19 protein-coding genes are annotated in these 22455 nt (G+C 72.6%); 12 read left to right on the top strand and 7 right to left on the bottom strand.

All coding sequences use genetic code 11. The annotated features are described in order from the left end of the window. Positions 1 to 351: 351 nt before the first annotated feature. The 8 genes from rpmH to AAG742_RS12155 all read left to right on the top strand — a co-directional run bounded on the left by rpmH (position 352) and on the right by AAG742_RS12155 (position 8073). Positions 352 to 489 (top strand): 50S ribosomal protein L34, encoded by a 138-nt coding sequence (gene rpmH / locus AAG742_RS12190; protein ID WP_248116729.1) that lies wholly within the window; start codon positions 352 to 354, stop codon positions 487 to 489. 28 nt (positions 490 to 517) lie between these two features. Then, on the top strand, positions 518 to 952 hold the full coding sequence (gene rnpA / locus AAG742_RS12185) for a ribonuclease P protein component (RefSeq protein WP_248116731.1): 435 nt from the start codon (positions 518 to 520) through the stop codon (positions 950 to 952). Further along, complete coding sequence (gene yidD / locus AAG742_RS12180) at positions 952 to 1320, top strand: membrane protein insertion efficiency factor YidD (RefSeq protein WP_248116733.1); 369 nt, start codon at positions 952 to 954, stop codon at positions 1318 to 1320. Before rnpA ends, yidD begins: the two co-directional genes overlap by 1 nt. 5 nt (positions 1321 to 1325) lie before the next feature. Then, complete coding sequence (gene yidC, locus AAG742_RS12175) at positions 1326 to 2321, top strand: membrane protein insertase YidC (protein WP_248116735.1); 996 nt, start codon at positions 1326 to 1328, stop codon at positions 2319 to 2321. 59 nt (positions 2322 to 2380) lie between these two features. Further along, positions 2381 to 2905 (top strand): R3H domain-containing nucleic acid-binding protein, encoded by a 525-nt coding sequence (locus AAG742_RS12170; RefSeq protein ID WP_248116828.1) that lies wholly within the window; start codon positions 2381 to 2383, stop codon positions 2903 to 2905. Next, positions 2898 to 3629, top strand: coding sequence for a 16S rRNA (guanine(527)-N(7))-methyltransferase RsmG (rsmG, locus tag AAG742_RS12165; RefSeq protein WP_248116737.1), 732 nt, complete (start codon positions 2898 to 2900; stop codon positions 3627 to 3629). The genes AAG742_RS12170 and rsmG overlap by 8 nt, the downstream gene beginning before the upstream one ends. 77 nt (positions 3630 to 3706) lie before the next feature. Beyond that, a complete protein-coding gene (locus tag AAG742_RS12160) occupies positions 3707 to 4642 on the top strand; it encodes a ParA family protein (protein WP_248116739.1) in 936 nt (311 codons plus the stop codon). Positions 4643 to 6681: 2039 nt separating this feature from the next. Further along, positions 6682 to 8073 (top strand): ParB/RepB/Spo0J family partition protein, encoded by a 1392-nt coding sequence (locus tag AAG742_RS12155; RefSeq protein WP_298710835.1) that lies wholly within the window; start codon positions 6682 to 6684, stop codon positions 8071 to 8073. A 91-nt stretch (positions 8074 to 8164) separates the two neighbouring features. Here AAG742_RS12155 and trxA read toward each other — a convergent pair whose 3' ends face one another. The 5 genes from trxA to AAG742_RS12130 all read right to left on the bottom strand — a co-directional run bounded on the left by trxA (position 8165) and on the right by AAG742_RS12130 (position 14283). After that, positions 8165 to 8488 carry a thioredoxin gene (trxA, locus tag AAG742_RS12150; RefSeq protein WP_248116745.1) on the bottom strand — a complete coding sequence of 108 codons (324 nt, stop codon included), beginning with the start codon at positions 8486 to 8488 and terminating at the stop codon, positions 8165 to 8167. A 98-nt stretch (positions 8489 to 8586) separates the two neighbouring features. Then, positions 8587 to 9588, bottom strand: a complete 1002-nt coding sequence (trxB, locus tag AAG742_RS12145; RefSeq protein WP_298710838.1) for a thioredoxin-disulfide reductase — start codon at positions 9586 to 9588, stop codon at positions 8587 to 8589. 120 nt (positions 9589 to 9708) lie between these two features. After that, entirely contained in the window at positions 9709 to 11664 is a 1956-nt protein-coding gene (locus tag AAG742_RS12140; protein ID WP_298710841.1) for a hypothetical protein, read from the bottom strand. Between the two features lie 76 nt (positions 11665 to 11740). After that, the gene (locus tag AAG742_RS12135; RefSeq protein WP_298710844.1) at positions 11741 to 13627 is read right to left on the bottom strand and encodes a lipid II flippase MurJ; all 1887 of its coding nucleotides are present in this window, start codon (positions 13625 to 13627) and stop codon (positions 11741 to 11743) included. 47 nt (positions 13628 to 13674) lie between these two features. Then, positions 13675 to 14283, bottom strand: coding sequence for an NUDIX hydrolase (locus tag AAG742_RS12130; protein WP_248116752.1), 609 nt, complete (start codon positions 14281 to 14283; stop codon positions 13675 to 13677). Positions 14284 to 14349: 66 nt separating this feature from the next. On the opposite strand from AAG742_RS12130, the gene AAG742_RS12125 reads away from it, so the two are divergent. Next, positions 14350 to 15810: a CCA tRNA nucleotidyltransferase gene (locus AAG742_RS12125; RefSeq protein ID WP_298710846.1), complete on the top strand. Its 1461-nt coding sequence runs from the start codon at positions 14350 to 14352 to the stop codon at positions 15808 to 15810. 41 nt (positions 15811 to 15851) lie between these two features. Further along, positions 15852 to 17615: a formate--tetrahydrofolate ligase gene (locus tag AAG742_RS12120; protein WP_298710849.1), complete on the top strand. Its 1764-nt coding sequence runs from the start codon at positions 15852 to 15854 to the stop codon at positions 17613 to 17615. 111 nt (positions 17616 to 17726) lie between these two features. Here AAG742_RS12120 and AAG742_RS12115 read toward each other — a convergent pair whose 3' ends face one another. Further along, a complete protein-coding gene (locus tag AAG742_RS12115; RefSeq protein WP_248116758.1) occupies positions 17727 to 18812 on the bottom strand; it encodes an inositol-3-phosphate synthase in 1086 nt (361 codons plus the stop codon). 176 nt (positions 18813 to 18988) lie between these two features. Between AAG742_RS12115 and AAG742_RS12110 the strand changes: the two genes are divergently transcribed. Continuing rightward, a complete protein-coding gene (locus AAG742_RS12110) occupies positions 18989 to 20599 on the top strand; it encodes a glycosyltransferase 87 family protein (protein WP_298710852.1) in 1611 nt (536 codons plus the stop codon). Here AAG742_RS12110 and AAG742_RS12105 read toward each other — a convergent pair. Further along, positions 20491 to 20820 carry a hypothetical protein gene (locus AAG742_RS12105; protein ID WP_298710855.1) on the bottom strand — a complete coding sequence of 110 codons (330 nt, stop codon included), beginning with the start codon at positions 20818 to 20820 and terminating at the stop codon, positions 20491 to 20493. The two genes, AAG742_RS12110 and AAG742_RS12105, sit on opposite strands and share 109 nt — an antisense overlap. Positions 20821 to 21009: 189 nt before the next feature. Between AAG742_RS12105 and AAG742_RS12100 the strand changes: the two genes are divergently transcribed. Further along, positions 21010 to 22440: a M18 family aminopeptidase gene (locus AAG742_RS12100; RefSeq protein ID WP_343282169.1), complete on the top strand. Its 1431-nt coding sequence runs from the start codon at positions 21010 to 21012 to the stop codon at positions 22438 to 22440. Positions 22441 to 22455: the final 15 nt, after the last annotated feature.

Raw genomic sequence — 22455 nt, 5'->3', positions numbered from 1 at the left:
GGAGACTTCCTTTCCTGGGGCAGCCCACCAAAGGTGAGAAGACTGCGGCGAACGGCGTCCTTCGGACTCGGTGAGGGGAGTCTAGCGACTGTCCACAGGGTTGTGCACAGTCGGTGGACAACCCTTATCCTCCTGTGGACGACCCCGCCCGCCCGCCCCGCGCGCCCGGGCTCGCCCGCGCACCCGTTTGACCCGCGCGTCCGTGGGAACTAGAGTTGCCTGGTCCCCCGGGCTGTCGATCCATCGTGCCCGCCGGGGATTTCATGTCAGAGCCTCACCGGTCCATCCCCCTGGTTCACCTGTTCAGGTCGGCGGTCGCAGGCACACACAACACGTCGTGGAGTGATCACAGTGAGCAAGCGCACCTTCCAGCCCAACAACCGCCGCCGCGCCCGCAAGCACGGCTTCCGCGCCCGCATGCGCACCCGCGCCGGCCGCGCCATCCTCTCCGCCCGCCGCGGCAAGAACCGCGCGGAGCTGTCCGCCTGATCAGGCGCCTCCAGGGCTGACGCGCGCCGTGCTGCCCCGAGACCGGCGCGTCCGGACCCCCGCGGAGTTCCGCCACATCGGCCGCACCGGCACCCGGGTCGGCCGTCGGAGCGTCGTGGTGTCCCTCGCCCTGGACCCTGCGCCGACCCGGCCCTCGACGCTGAGCACGCCTCAGCGACCGCGGGCCGGGTTCGTCGTCTCCAAGTCCGTGGGGAACGCGGTCGTCCGCAACCGCGTCAAGCGCCGCCTGCGGGACATCGTCCGCCACGAGTTCGAGACCCCGGCCCTTCGGGGGCTGCCCGTGCTCGTCCAGGTGCGGGCCCTGCCCGCCGCGGCCGACGCGGACCACGCCACGCTGCGCCGAGACGTGAGCAGCGCCCTCGCCAAGGCGCTGCGCACCCGCGGCCTGACTGCGGACCCCTCTCCCCTCCCCCCGCCGCCGCCCCTCGCGAAGGAGGCCTGATGGCCACCGCCTCCTCACCGTTCACGGTGCGCGAGCCCGCGCGGGAATGGGGACCCCTCCGCGCCCTGCCCTCCACGCTGTTCGCGTGGGTCATCATGGCCTGGCGGTTCGCCGTCTCGCCCCTGTACGGGCAGGTGTGCCGGTACTTCCCCAGCTGCTCCGCCTACGGCCTCGAGGCCGTCCACGTGCACGGGGCCGCGAAGGGGAGTCTGCTCACCGCTCGTCGGATCGCCAGCTGCCACCCGTGGGCGGACGGCGGGGTGGACCCCGTGCCGCCAGGCCGACGCGTGTGGCCGCCGGGCCGGCAGCCCCGGATCATCTCCCTGAACCACCCTCCCGTCCCACCCGACCCTCAGCCGGAGGATTGACCCCCATGTTCGAAGCCATCCTCGCCCCGTTCCGCTGGCTCATGTCCTGGATCCTCGGGGCGTTCCACACCCTGCTGGAGACGGTGGGCATGCCCTCCGACTCCGGCTGGACGTGGGCGCTGTCCATCCTCCTGCTGGTGGTGCTGATCCGCACCCTGCTGATCCCGCTGTTCGTCAAGCAGATCAACGCCCAGCGCTCCATGCAGGCCATCCAGCCCGAGCTGCAGAAGCTGCAGGCCAAGTACAAGGGCAAGAAGGACCAGCTCTCCCGCCAGGCCATGGCGCTCGAGCAGCAGGCCCTCATGAAGGAGCACAAGGCGAACCCGTTCGCCGCGTGCCTCCCGCTGCTGGTGCAGATGCCGTTCTTCTTCGCCCTCTACCAGGTGCTCATCGGCGCGCGGACCGCCGCCGAGCAGGGCCAGGGCATGGACGCGCTCTCCGCGGACCAGATCCGCTCCTTCGAGGGCTCCACGATCTTCGGCGCCCGCATGTCGGACACCTTCATGCGCTCGTTCGGCCAGGACGGCGGCCTGCCCGTGCTCATCGTGGCGCTGGTCCTCATCCTGCTCATGAGCGGCTCCATGTTCTACATGCAGAAGATGCTCATGTCCAAGAACATGAGCCAGACCGCGCTGACCGGTCCCATGGCCCAGACGCAGCAGATCATGCTCTACGCGATGCCCCTGATCTTCGGCATCGGCGGCATCAACTTCCCCATCGGCGTGCTCCTCTACTGGACGTACTCCAACTTCTGGGCCGTGGGCCAGCAGTGGTGGATCATCCGCAACAACCCCACCCCCGGCTCGATCGCCGAGCAGGAGCTCAACGAGCGCCGCGCCGCCAAGGGCCTGCCTCCCGTCGGCAAGAAGGTCACCGAGGCCCCGGCCGCCTCGTCCTCCGCGCACACCTCGGGTGCGTCCGCCGGCACCGTGCTCAACGGTGAGCCGCTCCGCCCGGGTCAGCGCGTGCAGCCGCAGCGCAAGAACCGGAGGAGGAAGTGACCGTGCCCGCACAGGATCCCGCCGTCGAGGAGGACGTCCGCCTTCCGGAGGGAGGTGCAGTGCCCGACGACGGCGCCGCTCCCGGCGCGGACGAGGCACCCGAGGAGGACGGCCTGCGCCGCCTCGAGGAGGAGGGCGAGGTGGCGGCCGACTACATCGAGGAGCTGCTGGACATCGCCGACCTCGACGGGGACATCGACATCGAGGTGCGCGACGGCCGGACCTACGTCTCCGTGGTGTCCGAGGAGGACGACGAGCGCCTGGCGGCCCTGGTGGGCCAGGACGGCCGCGCCCTCGAGGCGCTGCAGGAGCTGGCGCGCCTGGCCGTGCTGACGTCCACGGGGCACCGCTCCCGCCTCATCCTGGACATCTGCGGGCACCGTCGGCGCCGGGACGCCGAGGTGCGCGCGCTGGCCGCCGACGCCGTCGCGCGCGTGCGTGACGGCGAGGGCCCGGTGCGCCTGGAGCCCATGGGCGCCTACGAGCGCAAGATCGTGCACGACGTGGTGGCCGAGGCGGCCCTGACCTCCGAGTCGGACGGCGAGGGCGCTGGGCGCCACGTCGTCGTGTCCGCCGATGCCTGAGTCGCCGACGCCGTCCTACGAGGAGCGGCCCGGGCTGCGCCCGGGTGAGCGCGGGGAACGACCCGCGCCCGAGGGCCAGCCGGCCCCGCCGCTCACCGCCGAGCTGGCCGGGCCCGCCCGTCAGCTGTTCGGGGACGCTCTGCCCCTCGCGGAGCGCTACGTGGCCCACCTCGCGGACACCGGCATCGAGTGGGGCCTGATCGGCCCGCGCGAGGCGCCGCGTCTGTGGGAGCGGCACGTGCTCAACTGCGCCGTCGTCGCGGAGCTGCTGCCCCGGGACGCGCATGTGGCCGACGTCGGCTCGGGCGCCGGGCTGCCCGGGCTCTGCCTCGCGCTGGCTCGCCCGGACTGCCGGTTCGTGCTCATCGAGCCCCTCGAGCGGCGTGTCGAGTGGCTGGACATGGTGGTCGAGGACCTGGGCCTGGGGAACGTGGACGTGGTCCGTGCCCGTGCGGAGCAGGTGGTGGGCGAGGTCAGCGCCGACGTCGTGACCGCGCGCGCTGTGACAGCCATGAAGAACCTTTTGCCCCTGACCATGCCCCTGCTGCGCGGGGAGGGCGAGCTGCTGGCCATCAAGGGACGCTCCGCGCCCGAGGAGATCCGCGCGGCCCGGAAAGTGCTCCGCACGTATGGTGGAGCTGAACCGGAGATCCTCACGCTGGGCGAGGGGCTGCTCCCCGAGACCACCACGGTGGTGCGCGTGGCCGCCCGACGCCCCCGCTGACCGGCCCCTCCCCCGGGAGGGGCCGGCGCGGATCCCCGTCGACGACGTCGTACCCGCCTCACGGAAGGAAGAGCCGCATGGCGCAGGAGCAGGAGAGCCGGGGTGGGGCCTGGAAGGCCCTGCGCCAGAAGTGGTCCGGACGGCCCCCCGAGAAGTCGGGCGCCGAGGAGGCCGCCCGTCCGAAGGCGCGCCGACTGGCGCGCCCGGAGCGGACGCGGGTGATCACCACGTCCAACCAGAAGGGTGGCGTCGGCAAGACGACCACCACGGTGAACCTGGCCGCCGCCCTGGCGCGGGCCGGGATGCGCGTGCTGGTGATCGACATCGACCCGCAGGGCAATGCGTCGACCGCGCTGAACATCCCCCATGCCGGGGACGTCCCCTCCGTGTATGACGTGCTGCTCGATGAGATGGAGATCCAGGACGTCGTGCAGGACGCGCCCGACGTCGACGGGCTGCAGGTGGTCCCCGCGACCATCGAGCTCGCCGGCGCCGAGATCGAGCTGGTCTCCCTCGTGGCCCGTGAGCAGCGCCTCTCCCGTGCCTTCGAGCGCTACGTGGCATGGCGCGCCGAGCAGGGCCAGGAGCGGCTGGACTACGTGTTCATCGACTGCCCGCCCTCGCTGGGCCTGCTCACCGTGAACGCGTTCGTGGCCGCCGAGGAGGTGCTCATCCCCATCCAGGCCGAGTACTACGCCCTGGAGGGCCTCTCGCAGCTGCTGAAGAACGTGCAGATGATCCAGAAGCACCTGAACAGCAGGCTGCAGGTCACGACCATCCTCCTCACGATGTTCGACGCGCGGACCAACCTGGCGGTCCAGGTCGCCGAAGAGGTCCGGGCCCACTTCCCCCAGCAGCTGCTCCAGACCGCCATCCCCCGCAACGTGCGCATCTCCGAGGCCCCGAGCTATCAGCAGACGGTGCTCACGTACGACCCGGCGTCTGCCGGTGCGGTGGCGTATCGGGAGGCGGCGGTCGAGATCGCCGGGCGAGGTGCCCCGACGCCTCTGTGACGGGTCGGCCCGCGTTACATCGAACGCGATGAATTGATGTTTGTCCTGATCGTGCAGGGCAAGAGGAGCGACGGCGGCGCCTGCGGGCGCCGCCGTTTCACGTGAAACCGCGCGTGAGGCATCCTCGACGGTCGACCCTTCGCGGGAGGGGACTGGGCGGGCCCGGGCCGGTGGGTGCCGGTCGGGGCCGCGGGCCCGGTGCGGCGGGGTGTTCGAGGCGTGCCTATCTGGCGCGGGACGCCTGCCCAGGCATGGGCCACTCTGCAACGAGCAGTCGGCGCCGGCGTCGGGGCCCCTCCCCGGGCGGTGCCGCCTCAGTGCGGACAGCGTCGGGGTCCACGCGTGCGACGGACCTCAGTGCATACGAGCGGTACTGGGCGCGCCATCCCCGCGGAGACCCCGCTCGCCACTCGCCCATTCCCCCAGCGCCACGGGTCGATCCCATGCGACCGCGCAGAGGATGAGGGAGAGTGGATGACCGTGGAGCCCCGGGGAGCAGGAGGAGGATCCGCTGTTGATATGTGGAGAACTCCTGTGGACAACAACGACACCAGTCTGCTGGCATACAGGTCAATCGCTGTTCATGAAAGACCTCCGTGTGGATAACGGGGCCTCTTGTGACTCTCCCGCTTGTGGACATCGTGGTGTGCACGAGGCACCGGTCTATGGATTGCGAGCTGCCAGCTGCGGTCTGAGGGACGAAGTGAACGGTGGAATGCGGCTGCAATGCTCAGGCATCTTCCGAGCACTGGCCCCTGCTCCCCTTGTGCCCGCTATTTCCCGTGGCGAACTCAGAGGCAGAAGGGGCGTGATTTCCCTCGGACTCCTCTCGCCGAGAAAGGCGAGCGCTCTATGGCGGAGCCGGGAACTGTATGCACGGGGACGTGCCGGCAGGTGCTGCGCCGTTCTGGGAAAGCGGTGCTGGCCGGGTGGCACCTCGCGTTTGGACGGACCGCTCCCCCAACGGGGATGACACCTGCACCGTCTAGTTCACCTGCGGCTCCGGCGTGAGCAGGGACTGAGAAGGATGAACGCAATGGGCAAGCGAAGGCGACGGCCAGCTGCCTCAGCCGTGTTTCACGTGAAACAGGGGGCGATTCGACCTCGCGCGCCCTGTGGCCCGTGGTTCTGAAGCCTTCCGAGTGCTCCGATCGCCATCCTTGAAGAATGCATTTGAGGATCATCCGGCGAACCTTGAGTGAAGTCTCTGCTCTTCCTCTGGGCCTGACACAGGTGGAAGAGTGCGCCCTGAAGTGGTCCTCCGGATACGACACTCCACAGAAGGCAGCCCTCCTCTATCGGGCGCATAGGTGGGCGCTAGCGTCAGGCCGCGAGAGGCGGATGCATCGGCACGTGCCGGTGGTTGTCTATGCGCGCGTCCGCCCGTAGCCCAAGAGTCGGAACAACTGCCTGATTCACCGCATCGTGATACACCTGGCCTGACATGTTTCACGTGAAACGTGGAGCGTTTCGTCTCGGCACCTAGGGCGGAGTAGATCCCCGCAGATGGACGGGATCGGACTTCCCTCGGGGCAGGTCATCTCCGCTGCCGCCAATCGCGGGATCTGGGGAGTTGTCTGCCGTGTTCGAAGCTGGGCACTGGGCACTGGATACCTGGCACGGATTGTAAGGCCGTCAGCTGCGGGCCGCATCGGCACATCTGGACCTCAGTTGCGGAAGCACATCTGAAGGACTCCGGTACAGGCGCTTCTGGTTGTTGAATCGAGTCTCTGTACGGGAGCGGGGCCTCAGCCGAGTGTGTACGTCGATAGCCCCGGAGTTCTGAATCTCCCCTGCGGCCGAAGGGCACGGATGGTGTTTCACGTGAAACGACAGACCCTCAGAGCTGCCGGGGAACATCCCACCCCGTGACGGCCGTCCTCGCTGGCGTCGTTCCGGCCGCAACGCGGCTGCGGCAGAAAGGAACAGGCAGCAACCGAGAGCGAGAGCCGCGCATAGACTGACCTCGACCACCCCACTCGCCAGGAGGACCTGTGAAGACCAGCCGCCGCGGAGGCCTCGGCCGAGGCCTTGGAGCATTGATCCAGAGCACCGCCGAACCGGAGATCGAGCAGACCGAGGCAGGGGAGGAGGCCACTCTCGTTCCCGCCGAGCAGGCGCGCGACGCCAAGGCCGGCAAGGACGTCTCGGCCGCCACGCCGAAGACGGAGAACGCTCGGAAGTCGCGCCCTGCGGACAAGGCAGACAGTGAAGGCGGCACTGGGGGCAAGACGAAGGCCGCCCCTTCCACGGACGATGCTCCGCAGTCCAAGGCCGGCACCGCACAGACGAGCGGGGGAGCCGCAGGACCGCGTCCCGTGGACGTCTTCTTCTCCTCTCCCGCCGAGCCCGAGTCGTCGGGAGAGGCATCCGCCGCCGTCGAAAACACCCCAGCGACGGCCTCCGATGAGCCTGTCTCGCGACAGGCCCCGCGGGGCGGCCGGCCGGTCATGCCCACGGTGAAGGCCCCGGCGACGAAGAAACCCGGACGAGCGGACACCGGAACGAAGCCGGCCGACGCCGGAGCGACGGGTGCCACGACCACGGAAGCTCCGCCCGCCGGGCGCGCCACTGCCGCCCGTCCTGCACCGCAGAGCGAGGGCACCGTCCCCACGAGCATCGCCGTGCTGCGGGAGATCCCCGTGGGGGACATCCAGCCGAACCCGCGGCAGCCGCGTGAGGTGTTCGACGAGGAGCACATGGCGGAGCTCGTCACCTCCATCCGCGAGGTGGGCGTGCTGCAGCCGGTGGTGGTCCGTGAGGTCTCCGGGGCCGTCCCGTACGAGCTCATCATGGGTGAGCGCCGCTGGCGGGCCACCCAGCTGGCCGGGCTCGAGACCATTCCCGCCATCGTCCGGCACACCCCGGATCAGGACCTGCTGCGGGACGCGCTCCTCGAGAACCTCCACCGATCCCAGCTGAATCCTCTCGAAGAGGCGGCCGCGTATCAGCAGCTCATGGAGGACTTCGCCTGCACCCAGGACGAGCTCTCGCAGCGGATCGGCCGCTCCCGGCCGCAGATCTCGAACACCATGCGCCTGCTTCGCCTGCCTCCCCTGGTGCAGCGTCGGGTGGCCGCGGGAGCACTCTCCGCGGGCCACGCCCGCGCTCTGCTGGGCCTCGCCGATCCGGCGGAGATGGAGCGCCTCGCTCAGCGGATCGTGGCCGACGGGCTCTCCGTGCGTGCCACCGAGGAGGCTGTCACGCAGCTCCAGGGCACGGTTCGCCCCGGCCCCGCAGCGCGACGCACGCGAGGGGAGAGCGCCCACCACGAGCGGCTGGACCACTTCGCCACGGCGCTGACCTCGCGGCTCGACACGAACGTGAAGATCACGCTGGGCGCGCGGAAGGGTCGGATCGCGATCGACTTCGCCTCGGTGGACGATCTGAACCGGATCATGGACGTCATCCAGGGAGACACCTCCCGCTGACCCCCGACACCGCGCATCGGTCCGCGTCCGCGGACACAGCAGGGCCCCCTCCGTCTGGAGGGGGCCCTGCTGTGGGAATCCGGGGGACTGGTCAGCCCAGCAGCGCGGAGAACTCCTTCTCCAGCGCCGCCTTGGGCTTGGCGCCCACGGACTCGGCGACCTTCTGGCCGCCCTGGAATCCGAGGACCAGCGGGATCGAGGTCACGCCGTACTGGGCGGCCGAGGCCGGGTTCTCGTCCACGTTCACCTTGGCGATGACGACCTTGCCCTCGTAGTCGTCGGACATCTCCTCGAGGACGGGGCCGAGCATGCGGCACGGGCCGCACCACTCCGCCCAGAAGTCCACGAGGACGGGGAGCTCGGAGTCGAGGACCTTCTGCTGGAAGTCGGCATCGGTGACGGTGATGGTGCTCATGGGAGCCTCCTGGTTTTCGGTTCGAGACGGGTTCAGGGTCGTTCTTTGGTACGAGGGTGACGCAGTCCCGCAGATCTCACGGGTCAAACGTCAGACGGTCATGCCGGCACGCTGTCGGAGGCCGGCTCGGCCGGGGCGGCCTCCTCCACGTCCGCGACGGTGGCCAGGTAGTGCTCGACGTCCTGGGCGGCCACGCAGCCGGAGCCGGCCGCGGTGATGGCCTGGCGGTAGCTGTGATCGGTGACGTCGCCGGCCGCGAAGACGCCGGGCACCGACGTGCGGGAGGACGGGTGGTCGATGCGGATCGTGCCGTGCTCGGTGAGCTCGAGCTGGCCCTGCACCAGGTCGGTGCGCGGATCGTGGCCGATCGCCACGAACAGGCCGGTGACGTCCAGGGTCGACTCCTCGCCGGTCGCGGTGTCCCGCAGGCGCACCGACTCGAGCTTGTCCGCGCCCACGAGTTCGACGACCTCGGTGTTCCAGCGGAACTCGATCTTCTCGTTCTCCTCGGCACGGCGCGCCATGATCTTCGAGGCCCGCAGCGAGTCCTTCCGGACCAGGACGGTGACCTTGGAGGCGAACTTGGTGAGGAAGAGGGCCTCCTCCATCGCGGAGTCGCCGCCGCCCACCACGGCGATGTGCTGGTCGCGGAAGAAGAAGCCGTCGCACGTGGCGCACCAGCTCACACCGTGACCGGAGAGGCGCTTCTCGCCCTCCACGCCCAGCTCGCGGTAGGCCGAGCCGGTCGTCATGATGACGGCGTGGGCGCTGATCCGCGAGCCGTCGCCCAGGGTGAGCACCTTGGGGGTGGCGGTGAGGTCGGCCTCCACGACGTCGTCGTAGCGCACCTCCGTCTCGAAGCGGCGGGCCTGGGCTTCGAGGTTGGCCATCAGCTCCGGGCCCTGGATGCCCTCCGGGAAGCCGGGGAAGTTCTCCACCTCGGTGGTGTTCATCAGCTCGCCGCCGGCCGTCACCGAGCCGGCCAGCAGCACGGGCTCCAGGTGGGCGCGCGCGGTGTAGATCGCGGCGGTGTAGCCGGCCGGGCCGGAGCCGATGATGGCGACGTTGCGGACGCTCGGGTCCTGATCGGTGGGTGCCACGGGGGTTCCTCCAGGTGGGGTCGGGATGACGGACGCTCACCCGGCACAACAGCCGGCCGCGCCCCGGGTATTCCGCCCGCGGGCGCCCCGGGTGGTTCCCGACGCCCCGCGTGGGACGGCTCAGCGGACGGTGACCTCCGTCAGGCGCAGTCCGTACGGGCGCTCGCCGCCCCCGGCCTCCAGGCGGGGCAGGGAGGTGATGCGGAGGATCACGTGGCCGGCCGCCGCGTCGTCGGCTTCCACCGGGACCACGGCGCGGTCGGCGTCGAAGGTCCCCTGGCCGACCTCGCGGGCGTTCTCCCCGTCGGGGGAGTCCGCCAGGAGCACCGTGAACGCACCGCCGGAGCCGCCGGCGTGGTCGACCACGACCTCGTTCACCCGGGCCGGCTCCTCGAGGGCGACCGCGAGGTCCATCGAGGCCACATAGCCGCCGAAGTTGGGGCGCGTGTAGGTGTAGCTCTGCCAGGCCGTGGACGTGTCGCCGTCCACGAGGCTGCCCAGCTCGCCGTCGTGGGCGTCCTCCAGGCTCGGCATGTCCGGGACGGACCGGGCCACGCCCGCGGCGCGGGGGCGCCCGGCGGGGGCCGTCTCCGACGACGACGCGCCCCCGGTCGCGGCGGGGGAGCTCGCCGCCGGGGCCGCGGACTCGGCCGGGGACTGCGTCTCGGACTCGGCCGGGCTGGTGGCCGTCTCCGCGGGGGAGGAGGCCGGGGACGACGAGGCCGCCGGGGGTGCGGCGGCGGAGGAGCTCTCCGCCGCCGGCACGGCGCGCAGGTTCTGGTTCAGCAGCAGGAAGCCCAGGGCCACCGCGGCCAGCAGGCCCAGGAGGATCAGCAGGGGCAGCAGCCACTTCGACCGTCCGCCCGAGCCCTCCGGGGCCTCGGCGCGGGAGCCGGCCTCGGCGTCGTGGACGTGGTCGGGGACGGGGGCGACGGCGGGGCGCGCCGCCGCCTCCGCGGCGCGCGGCAGGGCGTCGGGGGCCAGGGGAGCGATGGGGGTCAGCGGGGCGCGGGACGCGTCGGGGGACTCCCCGGACGACGCTGCGGGCGTCTCCCCGCCCTCCGTGCCCGGGGTGGTGCTCAGCGGCGTGAAGGCGGGCAGCGCGCGGCGGGGCGCGGGACGGGTGCGCGGCGCCGGCTCGGCGCCGGTGGCGGCCACCGTGGCCGCGGCGACGTCGGCCCGCCAGGAGGCCGCGGTGTCAGCCGACGGCTCCTCGGGGTGCGTCGGAGCGGGTGCGCGAGTCTCCGTGGACGGCGTGGCCGCGGCATCCTCGAGGGTCTCGGACGCGTCGGCCTGGGTCTCGGTCGGGGCGTCGGCGGCCTCGTTCGCCGTCGGGGCGTCGGTGGCGCCGTCCGCCTGGACGACGGCGACGGACTCCGTGGGATCGGGTTCCTGCGTGAGCTCGTCCCGCGGCCTCAGCTCAGACTGCTGGGCGTCGGCCTGCTCCGAGGCCGCGCGCTCCTCTCGGGCCTTGACCTCCTCGACGCGGGCGCGCGTGGCGGCGGCGGCGGCGGCGAGGGCGGAGGCCGCCGCGGCGGCCTTGGCCGCGGTGCCGTCCGCGGGGCGGATCCGCTCGGTGAGGCGGTCCGAGATGCGGTTCAGGATGCCCGGGCGGCGCCGCGACTGCTCCTCGTCGGCGCGCAGCTGCCGGTCGAGGTCGGAGTAGTAGTCCTCGTCGTCCTCGTAGCGGTGCGCCTCGCCCCGGCGCGCCTCGCCGAAGATCTCCGAGCCCAGGGTGTCGGTCTGGAACGGTTCGACGAACACCTCCTGGGGGTAGGCCAGGCCCAGCAGGACGTCCGGGTCGGGCCCGCCGCCGGCGATCAGGTAGGTCCGCCCCTCGCTGAGCCCCAGGTCCAGGACCTGGACGTCGTCCTGGCGCTCGCCCGTGGCCAGCTCCCGTGCGGAGGTGGCCACCTGGGCCGCGTCCTCCCTTGAGGCCACCAGGATGGTGACGCGTCGGTTGAGGACCTGGTCGGCGCCGAGGAACACGAGGTTCTGGTCCGCGGACGTGACCAGGTGCTCGGTGATGCGGTAGCGGCCGCCCAGGACGGAACCGACGGCGAGGGGCTGGGTCACGGGGTCTTCTCCTGACGACGGGGACGAATCCCGATGATACTGGGGCGGGGCCCGCCACGGCGGGTCGGGGGCGGGGTCAGCGGGCGGAGGGGGAACGGGAGCCGAGCACGCGGCCCAGGGCCGGCACGCGGCTGACGATCGGCCGCAGCGCGTCGTCGAGCTCGGGGAAGCGCAGGGCGCGCAGCACCATCAGGTAGACGGGGGCCATCACGGCGCCTGTCAGTGCGCAGGTGAGCAGTGCCGTCAGGATGGATTCCCACGCGTAGCCGCCGTCGTAGCCGCCGAGCAGCCACACCACCGCCGCGCCCGGCACCGCGGCCACGAGGGCCGCCAGGCCGGTCTGCGCGTGCGCGGCCACCACGGAGGCCAGGCCGTAGTCGCCGATGCGCCGCACCGTCAGCGCGTGGGCGACCACGAACTGGTAGACGTAGGAGAGCGTGCCGACGGCGGCCACCCAGTGGCCGAACGACCAGGCCGGGAGCACCCAGGCGCCGGCGTACGCGAGCACCAGCATCCCGAGGGCGGAGGTCACCTGGATGACCATGGGCGTCCGGGCGTCCTCGGCCGCGTAGAAGCTGCGCAGCAGGTAGAAGCTCGCGGAGCGGAACGGCAGGCCCGCGGCCAGGATGAGGAGGATCTGGCCGATCGCCACGCCGGAGGCCAGCGCGGTGTCCGCGGAGGAGCCGAAGATGCGGCCCAGGGGCCCAGCGAGCACCACGTAGAGGCCCACGGCGAAGAGCAGCGGCACCGTGAACGCCCGCAGGCCGGAGCGCAGGGAGTCGCGGACGGCCCCGTCGTCGCCCCTGCCCACGGCGCGGGTGAGGCGGTTGAAGAGCACGGTGGCCAGGGAGATCACGAACACCGAGTGCGGCAGGATCGCGATCAGCATGCCCACGTTGTACGCCTGGAGCCCGGGCACCGCGGCCTGCGCGAAGGCGTCGGACCAGCCCTCCGTGCCGGGGATGCGGGCGGAGGCGTCCGCGCGGGCCGCCGTCGCGCCGGTGACGATGCGGGTGCACAGCAGGTTGACCACGTTGCCGACCAGCATGGTCAGCAGGGTCCAGCCCGCGAGCCTGCCCGTGGAGCGCAGGCCCATGCCCCTCCAGCCGAACGTGGGGCGCAGGCCCAGGCCGAGCCTCCGCAGGGGCAGGAACAGGATGAGCGCCTGCGCCACGATGCCCAGGGTGTGGCCGCCGGCGAGCACCATGGTCTGCGTGGTGGTCCACTCCGCGAGCTGGTCCCCGCCCGAGTAGCGGCCGAACATCACGAGGTAGAGGACGATCGTGGCGATCGCGACCACGTTGTTCACCACGGGCGCCCACATGTACGCGCCGAACCGCCCGTGGGCGTTGAGCACCTGGCCCACGATCGCGTACATCCCGTAGAAGAACACCTGGGGCAGGGTCCAGACGGCCAGGACCGTGCCGAGCGCGAGCATCGGCTCGGACCAGCCCGCGGTGAGGGTGCTCATGAGGGGCGCGGCGGCCAGCGTCAGCAGCACCGTGAACGCCGCCATCACGAGGGTCGCCAGGGTCATGAGGCGCGAGGTGTAGTCCGCGCCGCGGTCGGCGTCCTTCGCGTGCTTGATCAGCTGGGGCACGAGCACCACGTTGAAGATGCCGCCCGCGAGCAGCATGTAGATCACGTTGGGGATCGTGTTCGCGGACTCGAAGACGTCCGCCACGAGCGCGGTCGAGCCGATCGCGACCGCCAGCAGGATGGTGCGCACGAAGCCCAGCACGCGGGAGACGAGCGTTCCCGCGGCCATGATCGCGGTGGAGCGGGCGGCGCGCTGCTCGCCCTCCGGCACGACGTCGGCGGGCGCCGTGGCCTCGGTGGCCGCCGAGGGCGTCGCCCCGGGGGAGGCGGTCTGCGCGGCCCCCTCGGCGGTCACCTCGTCCTGGGTGGGGGTGGCGGCCGGGGCGGTCTCCAGCGCGCGGCGCGGGGCAGGTCTGCTGCTCATGGGGGTCACCCGTCGTTCTCAGGCGGCCCCGCGCTCGGGGCCGGGGTTCAGGGGCGGTGGTCGCGGGCGCCGCCCGCGGGGAAGTGCTGGTCCACGATCCGCCGCGCCAGGTCCACGATCCGGCGCTCGTTGGCGAAGGAGAGGCGCCGCGCGACGTCCTCGAGGCGCACCCACGCCACGTCCACGGCCTCGTGGTCCGGGTCGTTCTCGATGGTCAGCTCGCCGCCGGTCGCGCGCAGCAGGAAGTGGTGCACGGTCTTGTGCACGCGGTGGCGGGACACGGTGAACCAGTAGTCGATGGAGCCCAGCGGCTCGAGGATGTGCCCGGCGATCCCGGTCTCCTCCTCGACTTCGCGCACGGCCGCCTGGCGGTGGTCCTCGGCGCCCTCGGGGTGGCCCTTGGGCAGGCACCACTCGAGGCGTCCGCCGCGGTTGTACCGGGCGATGATGGCCACCTCGAGGCCGTCCTCGTGCTCGCGGATCACGATGCCGCCGGCGGAGACCTCCTCGACGGTGGGCAGTCCGGCCGCCCCGGGGGCCCGCGGCGCGACGACGGGGGGAACCTCCGCTCGGACGGGCTCGGGACGACGTCGTCGCAGCCCCAGTGCGGAGGGCAGGGGGGCGCCCCGGTGCGCAGAAGGATCGGGGCTGGTCATGCCCACAACTCTAACGCGGCGGGCGCGGAGCCGGGGCGGAGAGGGTCTGGCACCCTTGTAGGCATCATGGAACTGAGCCACGACTCCCTCGCACTGCCCCCCGGCTTCCCCGCGGACGCCTCCCTGCCCGCCGTCGTCGTGGAGCTGGGGGAGAGGTTCGCCGGCGCCGGGCACGAGCTGTCCCTCGTGGGCGGCCCGGTGCGCGACCTCTTCCTGGGGCGGGACTCGGGGGACCTGGACTTCACCACGGACGCGGACCCGGACGCCGCCGAGGCCGTGGGCGCCGGCTGGGCGGACGCCACGTGGGACGTGGGCCGGCGGTTCGGGACGATCGGCTTCCGCAAGGGCGGCTGGCAGCTGGAGGTGACCACCTACCGCGCCGAGCAGTACGACCCGGAGAGCCGCAAGCCGCAGGTGGCCTTCGGGGACAGCCTCGAGGACGACCTCTTCCGCCGCGACTTCACCGTGAACGCGATGGCCCTGCGCCTGCCCGAGATGGCTCTCGTGGACCCGCACGGCGGCGTGCGGGACCTCGCCGCGGGCGCGCTGCGCACCCCCGGCACCCCCGAGGACTCCTTCTCGGACGACCCGCTGCGCATGCTGCGCGCCGCCCGCTTCGCCTCCCAGCTCGGCTTCGAGGTGGCGCCCGAGGTGGAGGCCGCGATGACGGCCATGGCCGAGCGCATCGCGATCATCTCCGCCGAGCGCGTGCGGGAGGAGCTCGTGAAGCTCGTGTGCGGCGCCCACCCGCGGCGCGGGCTGGACCTGCTGGTCCGCACCGGCCTGGCCGAGCACGTGCTGCCCGAGCTGCCCGCGCTGAAGCTGGAGACGGACGAGCACCACCGCCACAAGGACGTCTACGACCACTCCCTCACGGTGCTCGAGCAGGCCGCCCAGCTGGAGGCGGAGTACTCCCCGGAGCGGCCCGACGTCGTCCTGCGCCTCGCTGCGCTGCTGCACGACGTCGGCAAGCCCGCCACGCGCCGCTTCGAGAAGGGCGGCGCCGTGACGTTCCGGCACCACGAGAACGTGGGCGCCAAGCTGGTGCGCAAGCGGCTGCGCGCCCTGAAGTTCGACAACGACACCATCAGGGCCGTGGCCCGCCTCGTGGAGCTGCACATGCGCTTCTACGGGTACGGGGACGCCGGGTGGACCGACTCCGCCGTGCGCCGCTACGTGCACGACGCCGGGGACCTCCTGCCGCGTCTCCACGCGCTGACCCGCTCGGACGTGACCACGCGCAACCGCCTCAAGGCCGAGCGCCTGGCCCACGCGTACGACGACCTCGAGCGGCGCATCGCCGAGATCTCCGAGGCGGAGGAGATGGCGGCCGTCCGTCCGGACCTGGACGGCGAGCAGATCATGGCGCTGCTCGGCCTCCGCCCCGGCCCCGTGGTCGGGCGGGCCTACCGGCACCTGCTCGAGTGGCGCCTCGACGAGGGCCCGCACGAGGCGGATGTGGCCGAGTCCGAGCTGCGCCGCTGGTGGGCGGAGCAGCCGGAGGCTCAGGAGGGCGCGGAGGGCTGAGGGGCGGCGGCCCGCAAGGGCCAGGTGGCAGGATCGGCCCCATGAACGACGCCGAGATCGCCGCCGCCCATCCGATCCGTCCGATCGCCGAGATCGCGGCCGAGGCCGGGATCGCCGAGGACCTGCTCATCCCCTACGGCCGGCACATGGCCAAGGTGGACGTCCACGCGCTGACCGCCCCCGAGCGCGGCCGCGTCGTGCTCGTCACCGGCATCAGCCCGACGCCGGCCGGCGAGGGCAAGACCACCGTCACCGTGGGCCTGGCCGACGGCCTCAACCTCCTGGCGCAGCAGCCGGACGCGCCGGGCGCCGTCGCCGGAGCCCGCACCGTCGTCGCGCTCCGCGAGCCCTCCCTCGGGCCGGTGTTCGGCATCAAGGGCGGCGCCACGGGCGGCGGCCGCGCGCAGGTGGTGCCCATGGAGGACATCAACCTGCACTTCACCGGCGACTTCCACGCCATCACCTCCGCGCACAACCTGCTCTGCGCCCTCGTGGACAACCACGTGCAGCAGGGCAACGCGCTGGGCATCGATCCGCGGACCATCGCCCTGAAGCGTGCCCTGGACATGAACGACCGCACGCTGCGCGACGTCGTCACGGGCCTGGGCGGCCGCACGCAGGGCGTGCCGCGTGAAGGCGGCTTCGAGATCACCGTGGCGACCGAGACCATGGCCGTCTTCTGCCTCGCCGCGGACCTGGCCGACCTCAAGGCCCGCCTCGGCCGCATCACGGTGGGCTACACGTACGACGGCGAGGCCGTCACCGCCTCCCAGATCGGCCCGAACGGTGCCCAGGGGGCCATGGCCGTGCTGCTCAAGGACGCGATCGAGCCGAACCTCGTGCAGACGCTCGGCGGCACGCCCGCGCTCGTGCACGGCGGCCCCTTCGCGAACATCGCCCACGGGGCGAACTCCGTGATCGCCACGCGCACGGCCCGCCGGCTCGGAGACCTCGTGGTCACGGAGGCCGGGTTCGGCGCGGACCTCGGCGGACAGAAGTTCATGGACATCACGGCCGTGGCCGGCGGGTTCCCGCCCGCGGCCGCCGTCGTCGTCGCCACGGTGCGCGCGCTCAAGCTGCAGGCCGGGATCGCGCTGCCGGACGTGAAGGCGGGCATCGCCGAGGCGGCCGAGCGCTCGGGCCGGGGCCTCGCCGACGTGCGCGCCGAGCACGTGGGCGCCCTGCGGGCCGGCCTGGCGAACCTCGAGCGGCACGTCGGGAACATGCGCGCGTACGGGGTGCCCGTCGTCGTCGCCGTGAACCGGTTCACGCAGGACGACGACGCCGAGCTCGACGTGCTGCGCGCGTGGGGCGTGGAGAACGGCGTGCCCGTGGCCGTCGCGGACGTGTGGGGCGGCGGCGGCGAGGGCGCCCTCGAGCTGGCCCGCCTGCTGGGGGAGCACCTGCCGGCCCCGGGCGAGCCCGCGCCGCCGCTGACCGGGCTGTGGACCGAGGGGATGGAGGTGGAGGAGCGGATCCAGGCCGTCGTCCGCCGCGTGTACGGGGGCGCCGGAGCGGAGCTGAGCCCCGTGGCCCGGCGGCAGCTCGCGCAGCTGCGCGCTCGTGGACTGGACCGCCTGCCAGTGTGCATGGCCAAGACGCAGTACTCGTTCTCGGACGACCCCACGCTCCTGAACGCGCCCGAGGGGTTCACCGTGTCCGTGCGCGAGCTCTCCGCGAAGACGGGTGCTGGGTTCGTCGTCGCGCTCACCGGCGCCGTCATGACGATGCCGGGCCTGCCCGCCTCCCCGGCCGCCGACCGCATGGACGTGGCCGACGACGGCACGGTGACGGGGCTCTTCTGAGGGGGAGGCCTCGGGGTCACCGGGGCCTCCCCCAGATGAGCTGGGCGCAGTACTGCCAGGCAACCCGGTGGGTTGCCTGGCAGTACTGCGCCCAGTGCGGCGTGCGGTCCGTCAGCGCTCGATGTCGCCGCGGATGAACGCCTCGACGAGCTCGCGGGCCTCGTCGTCGTTGTGCTGGACCGGCGGGGACTTCATGAAGTACGAGGACGCCGAGAGGATCGGGCCGCCGGTGCCGCGGTCCAGGGCGATCTTCGCGGCGCGCACGGCGTCGATGATCACGCCGGCCGAGTTGGGGGAGTCCCACACCTCGAGCTTGTACTCGAGGCTGACGGGGGCGTCGCCGAAGTTGCGGCCCTCGAGGCGCACGAAGGCCCACTTGCGGTCGTCGAGCCAGGCCACGTAGTCGGAGGGACCGATGTGCACGTCGTCCGCCGCGAGCTTCGCGGTGGTGTTGGAGGTGACGGCCTGCGTCTTGGAGATCTTCTTGGACTCGAGGCGCTCGCGCTCGAGCATGTTCTTGAAGTCCATGTTGCCGCCGACGTTGAGCTGGTACGTGCGGTCCAGGGTCACGCCGCGGTCCTGGAAGAGCTTGGCCATCACGCGGTGGGTGATGGTGGCGCCGATCTGGGACTTGATGTCGTCGCCCACGATCGGCACGCCGGCCGCGGTGAACTTCTCGGCCCACGCGGGGGTGCCGGCGATGAACACGGGCAGGGCGTTGACGAAGGCGACGCCGGCGTCGATCGCGGCCTGCGCGTAGTGCTCGGCCGCCTGCTGCGAGCCCACGGGCAGGTAGCAGACGAGCACGTCCACCTTCGCGTCCTTGAGCGCCTGGGCGACGTCCACGGGCTCCGCGTCCGACTCCTCGATGGTCTCGCGGTAGTACTTGCCGAGGCCGTCCAAGGTGGGGCCGCGCTGCACGGTGACGTCGGCGTGGGGGACGTCGGCGATCTTAATGGTGTTGTTCTCGGAGGCGAGGATCGCCTCGGAGAGGTCCAGGCCCACCTTCTTCGCGTCCACGTCGAACGCGGCCACGAACTCCAGGTCGGAGACGTGGTAGTCCCCGAACTGCACGTGCATCAGGCCGGGCACGGCGTCCGTGGGCGCGGCGTCGCGGTAGTACTCCACGCCCTGGATCAGGGACGTTGCGCAGTTGCCCACGCCGGCGATGGCGACGCGGATGGGGTTCTTGGCCACGGTCAGGTTCTCTCCTCAGCGGATCCGGGATGGATGCTCGGCGCGGCGGGCGCGCACGAGGGGCCCGCGCAGCGGTGCGCGGGCGCACTGTCCCGGGGGAACAGCGCCCCCAGTTTACGACGCACGGGGGCACGGGGGCGCGACGAGGTGTCCTCCGCGCTTCCTAGGATGGGAGCATGAGCCCGGCCCCGGCGCACGCCGCCACCCCTGACGAGCCGCCCACGCATGCCCTCTCCGGGCCGTCCCGGGAGGCCTCCGAGCAGGGCCGTGGCACCGCCGCGCGTTCCGCTGAGGGCGCACACGCGGCGGCCTCGGCGGCGCGCATCGGGCGCGGGGCGGGCCGGTTCGCCCTCCCCGGGGGCCTGGCCGCGAACGGCCCCGGCCGGGGGACCGGATCCTGGGCCTCGCCCGCGGCCCTCGCCGGGCTGCTGGTGGCGCTGGCCGCCGTCGTGAGCCTTCTGCAGAAGGCGCCGTGCCTGCTGAACGGCTGGGGCGCGCCCAACGTGTACTACGCCGGGTGCTACTCGGACTGGGCGGCGCTGTACGGCGGGCGGGGGTTCGCGGAGAACGCGTGGGCGCCGTTCGCGGCCGGGTCCACCTTCGAGTACCCCGTGCTGATGTCCCTCGTGGGATCGGTGACCGCGCAGATCACGCAGGGGCTCCCGTTCGGCGCCGAGCAGGGCACGCTCGTGTTCTGGATCGTGAACCTGCTGTTCGTCACGGGGCTGTGGGCCGCCGTCGCCGTGCTGACCGTGCGCACCGCGGGCCGCCGCTGGACGGACGGGCTCATGGTGGCCGTGGCCCCCGGGATCATCCTGGCCGGCACCATCAACTGGGACCTGTGGGCCGTGGCGCTGATGGCGTGGGGCATGTGGGTGTTCTCCCGCGGGCGGCCCGGCTGGGCGGGTGTGCTGTTCGGTCTCGGCGCCGCCACGAAGCTCTACCCGCTGCTCATCCTCGGGCCGCTGCTGATCCTGGCCGTGCGCTCGCGCCGCTGGGCGCCGTTCCTCACGGCGACGGCGGGCACCCTGCTCGCGTGGACCGCCGTCAACGTGCCCCTCATGGTGGCCAACTTCGACGCGTGGTCCGTGTTCTTCACCTTCTCCGGCGAGCGCGGCCCCGGCCTGTCGAGCGTGTGGCACGCGTGGGACGTCGTCGCCGTCCAGGCCGGGTGGGGGAGGGTGCCGGCGGACTCCCTCTCCCTGTTGGCCTACGGGACGTTCGCGGTGTGCTGCGCAGCGATCTTCGTGCTCGGCGTGCGCGCGCGGCACACCCCGCGCCTGGGGCAGCTGACGTTCCTCGTGGTGGCCGCGTTCGTGCTGACGAACAAGGTGTACTCGCCGCAGTTCGTGATCTGGCTGATCCCGCTCATGGCGCTGGCCCTGCCGCGCTGGAGGGACTTCTGGGTGTGGCAGACCGTGGAGGCCCTGCACTTCTTCGCCGTGTGGATGTACCTGGCCAAGACCGCCGCCGGCTCCATGCCGCAGCACTCCATGGACGACTCCGTGTACGTGGCCGCGATCCTCGCCCACATGCTCGCCGTCCTCTGGCTCTGCGCCCGCGTGGTGCGGGAGATCCTGCACCCGGAGGAGGACCTGGTGAAGCAGTCCGAGGGCGCCGGTCCCGACGCCGACCCGCTCGCCGGCGCGTTCGGGACACCCGGCGCGGTCGGCTCCGGTCAGGCGAAGTCCCAGCGGTGGATCGGGCAGTCGGGGGAGGGCTCGACGACGTCGGCGCCGGTGACGCCGGCACCCGCGCCGCGGCCGTCGGCGGCTCCGGCCGGCTGAGGGCACGCGCACACGGCGCCCGAGGCGGCGGTCGCGGCCTTCATCTGCGCCCGCCAGGCCGCGTTGGGGTCGGTGCCGGGGTCCACGGCGGGGGCGCCGGGGGTGCGGTGTGGGGCGCCGTCCCTGTCCCGGGCGAAGCCCATGCGAACGATCAGCCAGCCGCCCACGGTCCAGGCCACCATGAGGAACACCCCCACGGCCATGGCGGTCAGGATCTCCACGGCGTCTCCTCCTCGCTCGACGACGGCGACGCGCCCAGGCTACGGGGGCGGGGCGCGGGCGTGGGCGTGGCGCGGACGTGGGATGCCGGGCGCGGGGTGCCGGGCCGCGGGCCGCGGGCCGCCGGCCGTCAGGTGCAGGCAGGTGCCCGGTGCGCGTGCCGCGTCCGGGGTGCGCGGTACGGTCGGGACATGACCACCGTGACCCCGGACACCCCCGCGCTCTCCGCCCACCTGCAGGACCTGGCCGCGTTCGTGCAGGCCTCCCCCTCCAGCTTCCACGCCGCCGCCGAGACCGCCCGCCGGCTCGAGGCCGCGGGCTTCACCCGCCTGGACGAGGCCGCCGACTTCCCGGCCGCCCCCGGCGGGTACGTGGTGGTGCGTGACGGCGCCGTGATCGCCTGGATCGTGCCGGAGGGCGCGGACGGGAGTGTGGACAGGAGTGCGGCTGGACGTGCGGACGGGAGTGCGGCTGGACGTGCGGGCCGGGGCGTGGGCGGCGTTCCGACGTTCCGCGTGCTCGGCGCCCACACCGACTCCCCCGGCTTCAAGCTCAAGCCGCAGCACATGAGCGTGACGGCTGACGGCTGGGTCCAGGCCGGTGTCGAGGTGTACGGCGGGCCGCTGCTGAACTCGTGGCTGGACCGGGAGCTGCGCTTCGCCGGCCGGCTCGTGCTCGCGGACGGCACCCAGGTGCTGGCCACCACCGGGCCCGTGGGCCGCATCCCCCAGCTGGCCGTCCACCTGGACCGCGACGTGAACTCGGACGGCCTGGCCCTCCAGCGCCAGCGCCACACGCAGCCCATCGTCGCGGCCGTGGGCTCGGCCGCCGGTGGGGACACCGCGTCCGTGCAGCTCGGCGGCAACGTGATCGAGCTGCTCGCGGCCCAGGCGGGCGTGGACGTGGCGGAGGTGCGCGGCGTGGACGTGGTGGTCGCGGACGCACAGGCCCCGGGGGCGTTCGGCGCCAACGGCGAGTTCTTCGCCTCCGGCCGCCTCGACAACCTCTCCTCGGTGCACGCCGGGCTGGCGGCCATGGAGGCCCTGGCCCCCGGTTCAGGCGAGGAGGGCGCCGGGGGTGCGGGCGGCGTCGTCGTGCCGGTGCTGGCGGCCTTCGACCACGAGGAGGTGGGCTCGGCCACGCGCACCGGTGCGGGCGGGCCGCTGCTCGAGGAGGTCATGGACCGCGTGCTGGACGCGCTCGGCGTGAGCGGCCAGGGGAGGGCGCGCTCGCGGGCGGGCTCGTGGCTGCTCTCCGCGGACGCGGGGCACCTCGTCCACCCCAACTACGCCGAGCGCCACGATCCCGTGAACCACCCGCGCGTCAACGCCGGCCCGCTGCTGAAGATCAACGCGAACCAGCGCTACGCCACGGACGCCGAGGGCGAGGCCGCGTTCGCGCGCTGGTGCGCGGCGGCGGGCGTGCCGTTCCAGACGTTCGTCTCGAACAACGACATGCCGTGCGGCTCCACGATCGGCCCCATCTCCGCCACGCGCCTGGGCGTGCGGACGGTGGACGTGGGCATCGGCCTGCTCTCGATGCACTCCGCCCGGGAGATGTGCGGCGCGCAGGACCCCGCGTGGCTGAGCGCGGCGGTGCGGGAGTTCTTCCGCGGGGTGTGAGCGGGAGGCGGGCCC

The sequence above is a fragment of the Micrococcus sp. 2A genome (genome assembly GCF_039519235.1).
Lineage (GTDB): Bacteria > Actinomycetota > Actinomycetes > Actinomycetales > Micrococcaceae > Micrococcus.
Note: the sequence above shows the minus strand (reverse complement) of the source record. Positions and strands in the feature narration are given on the sequence as shown.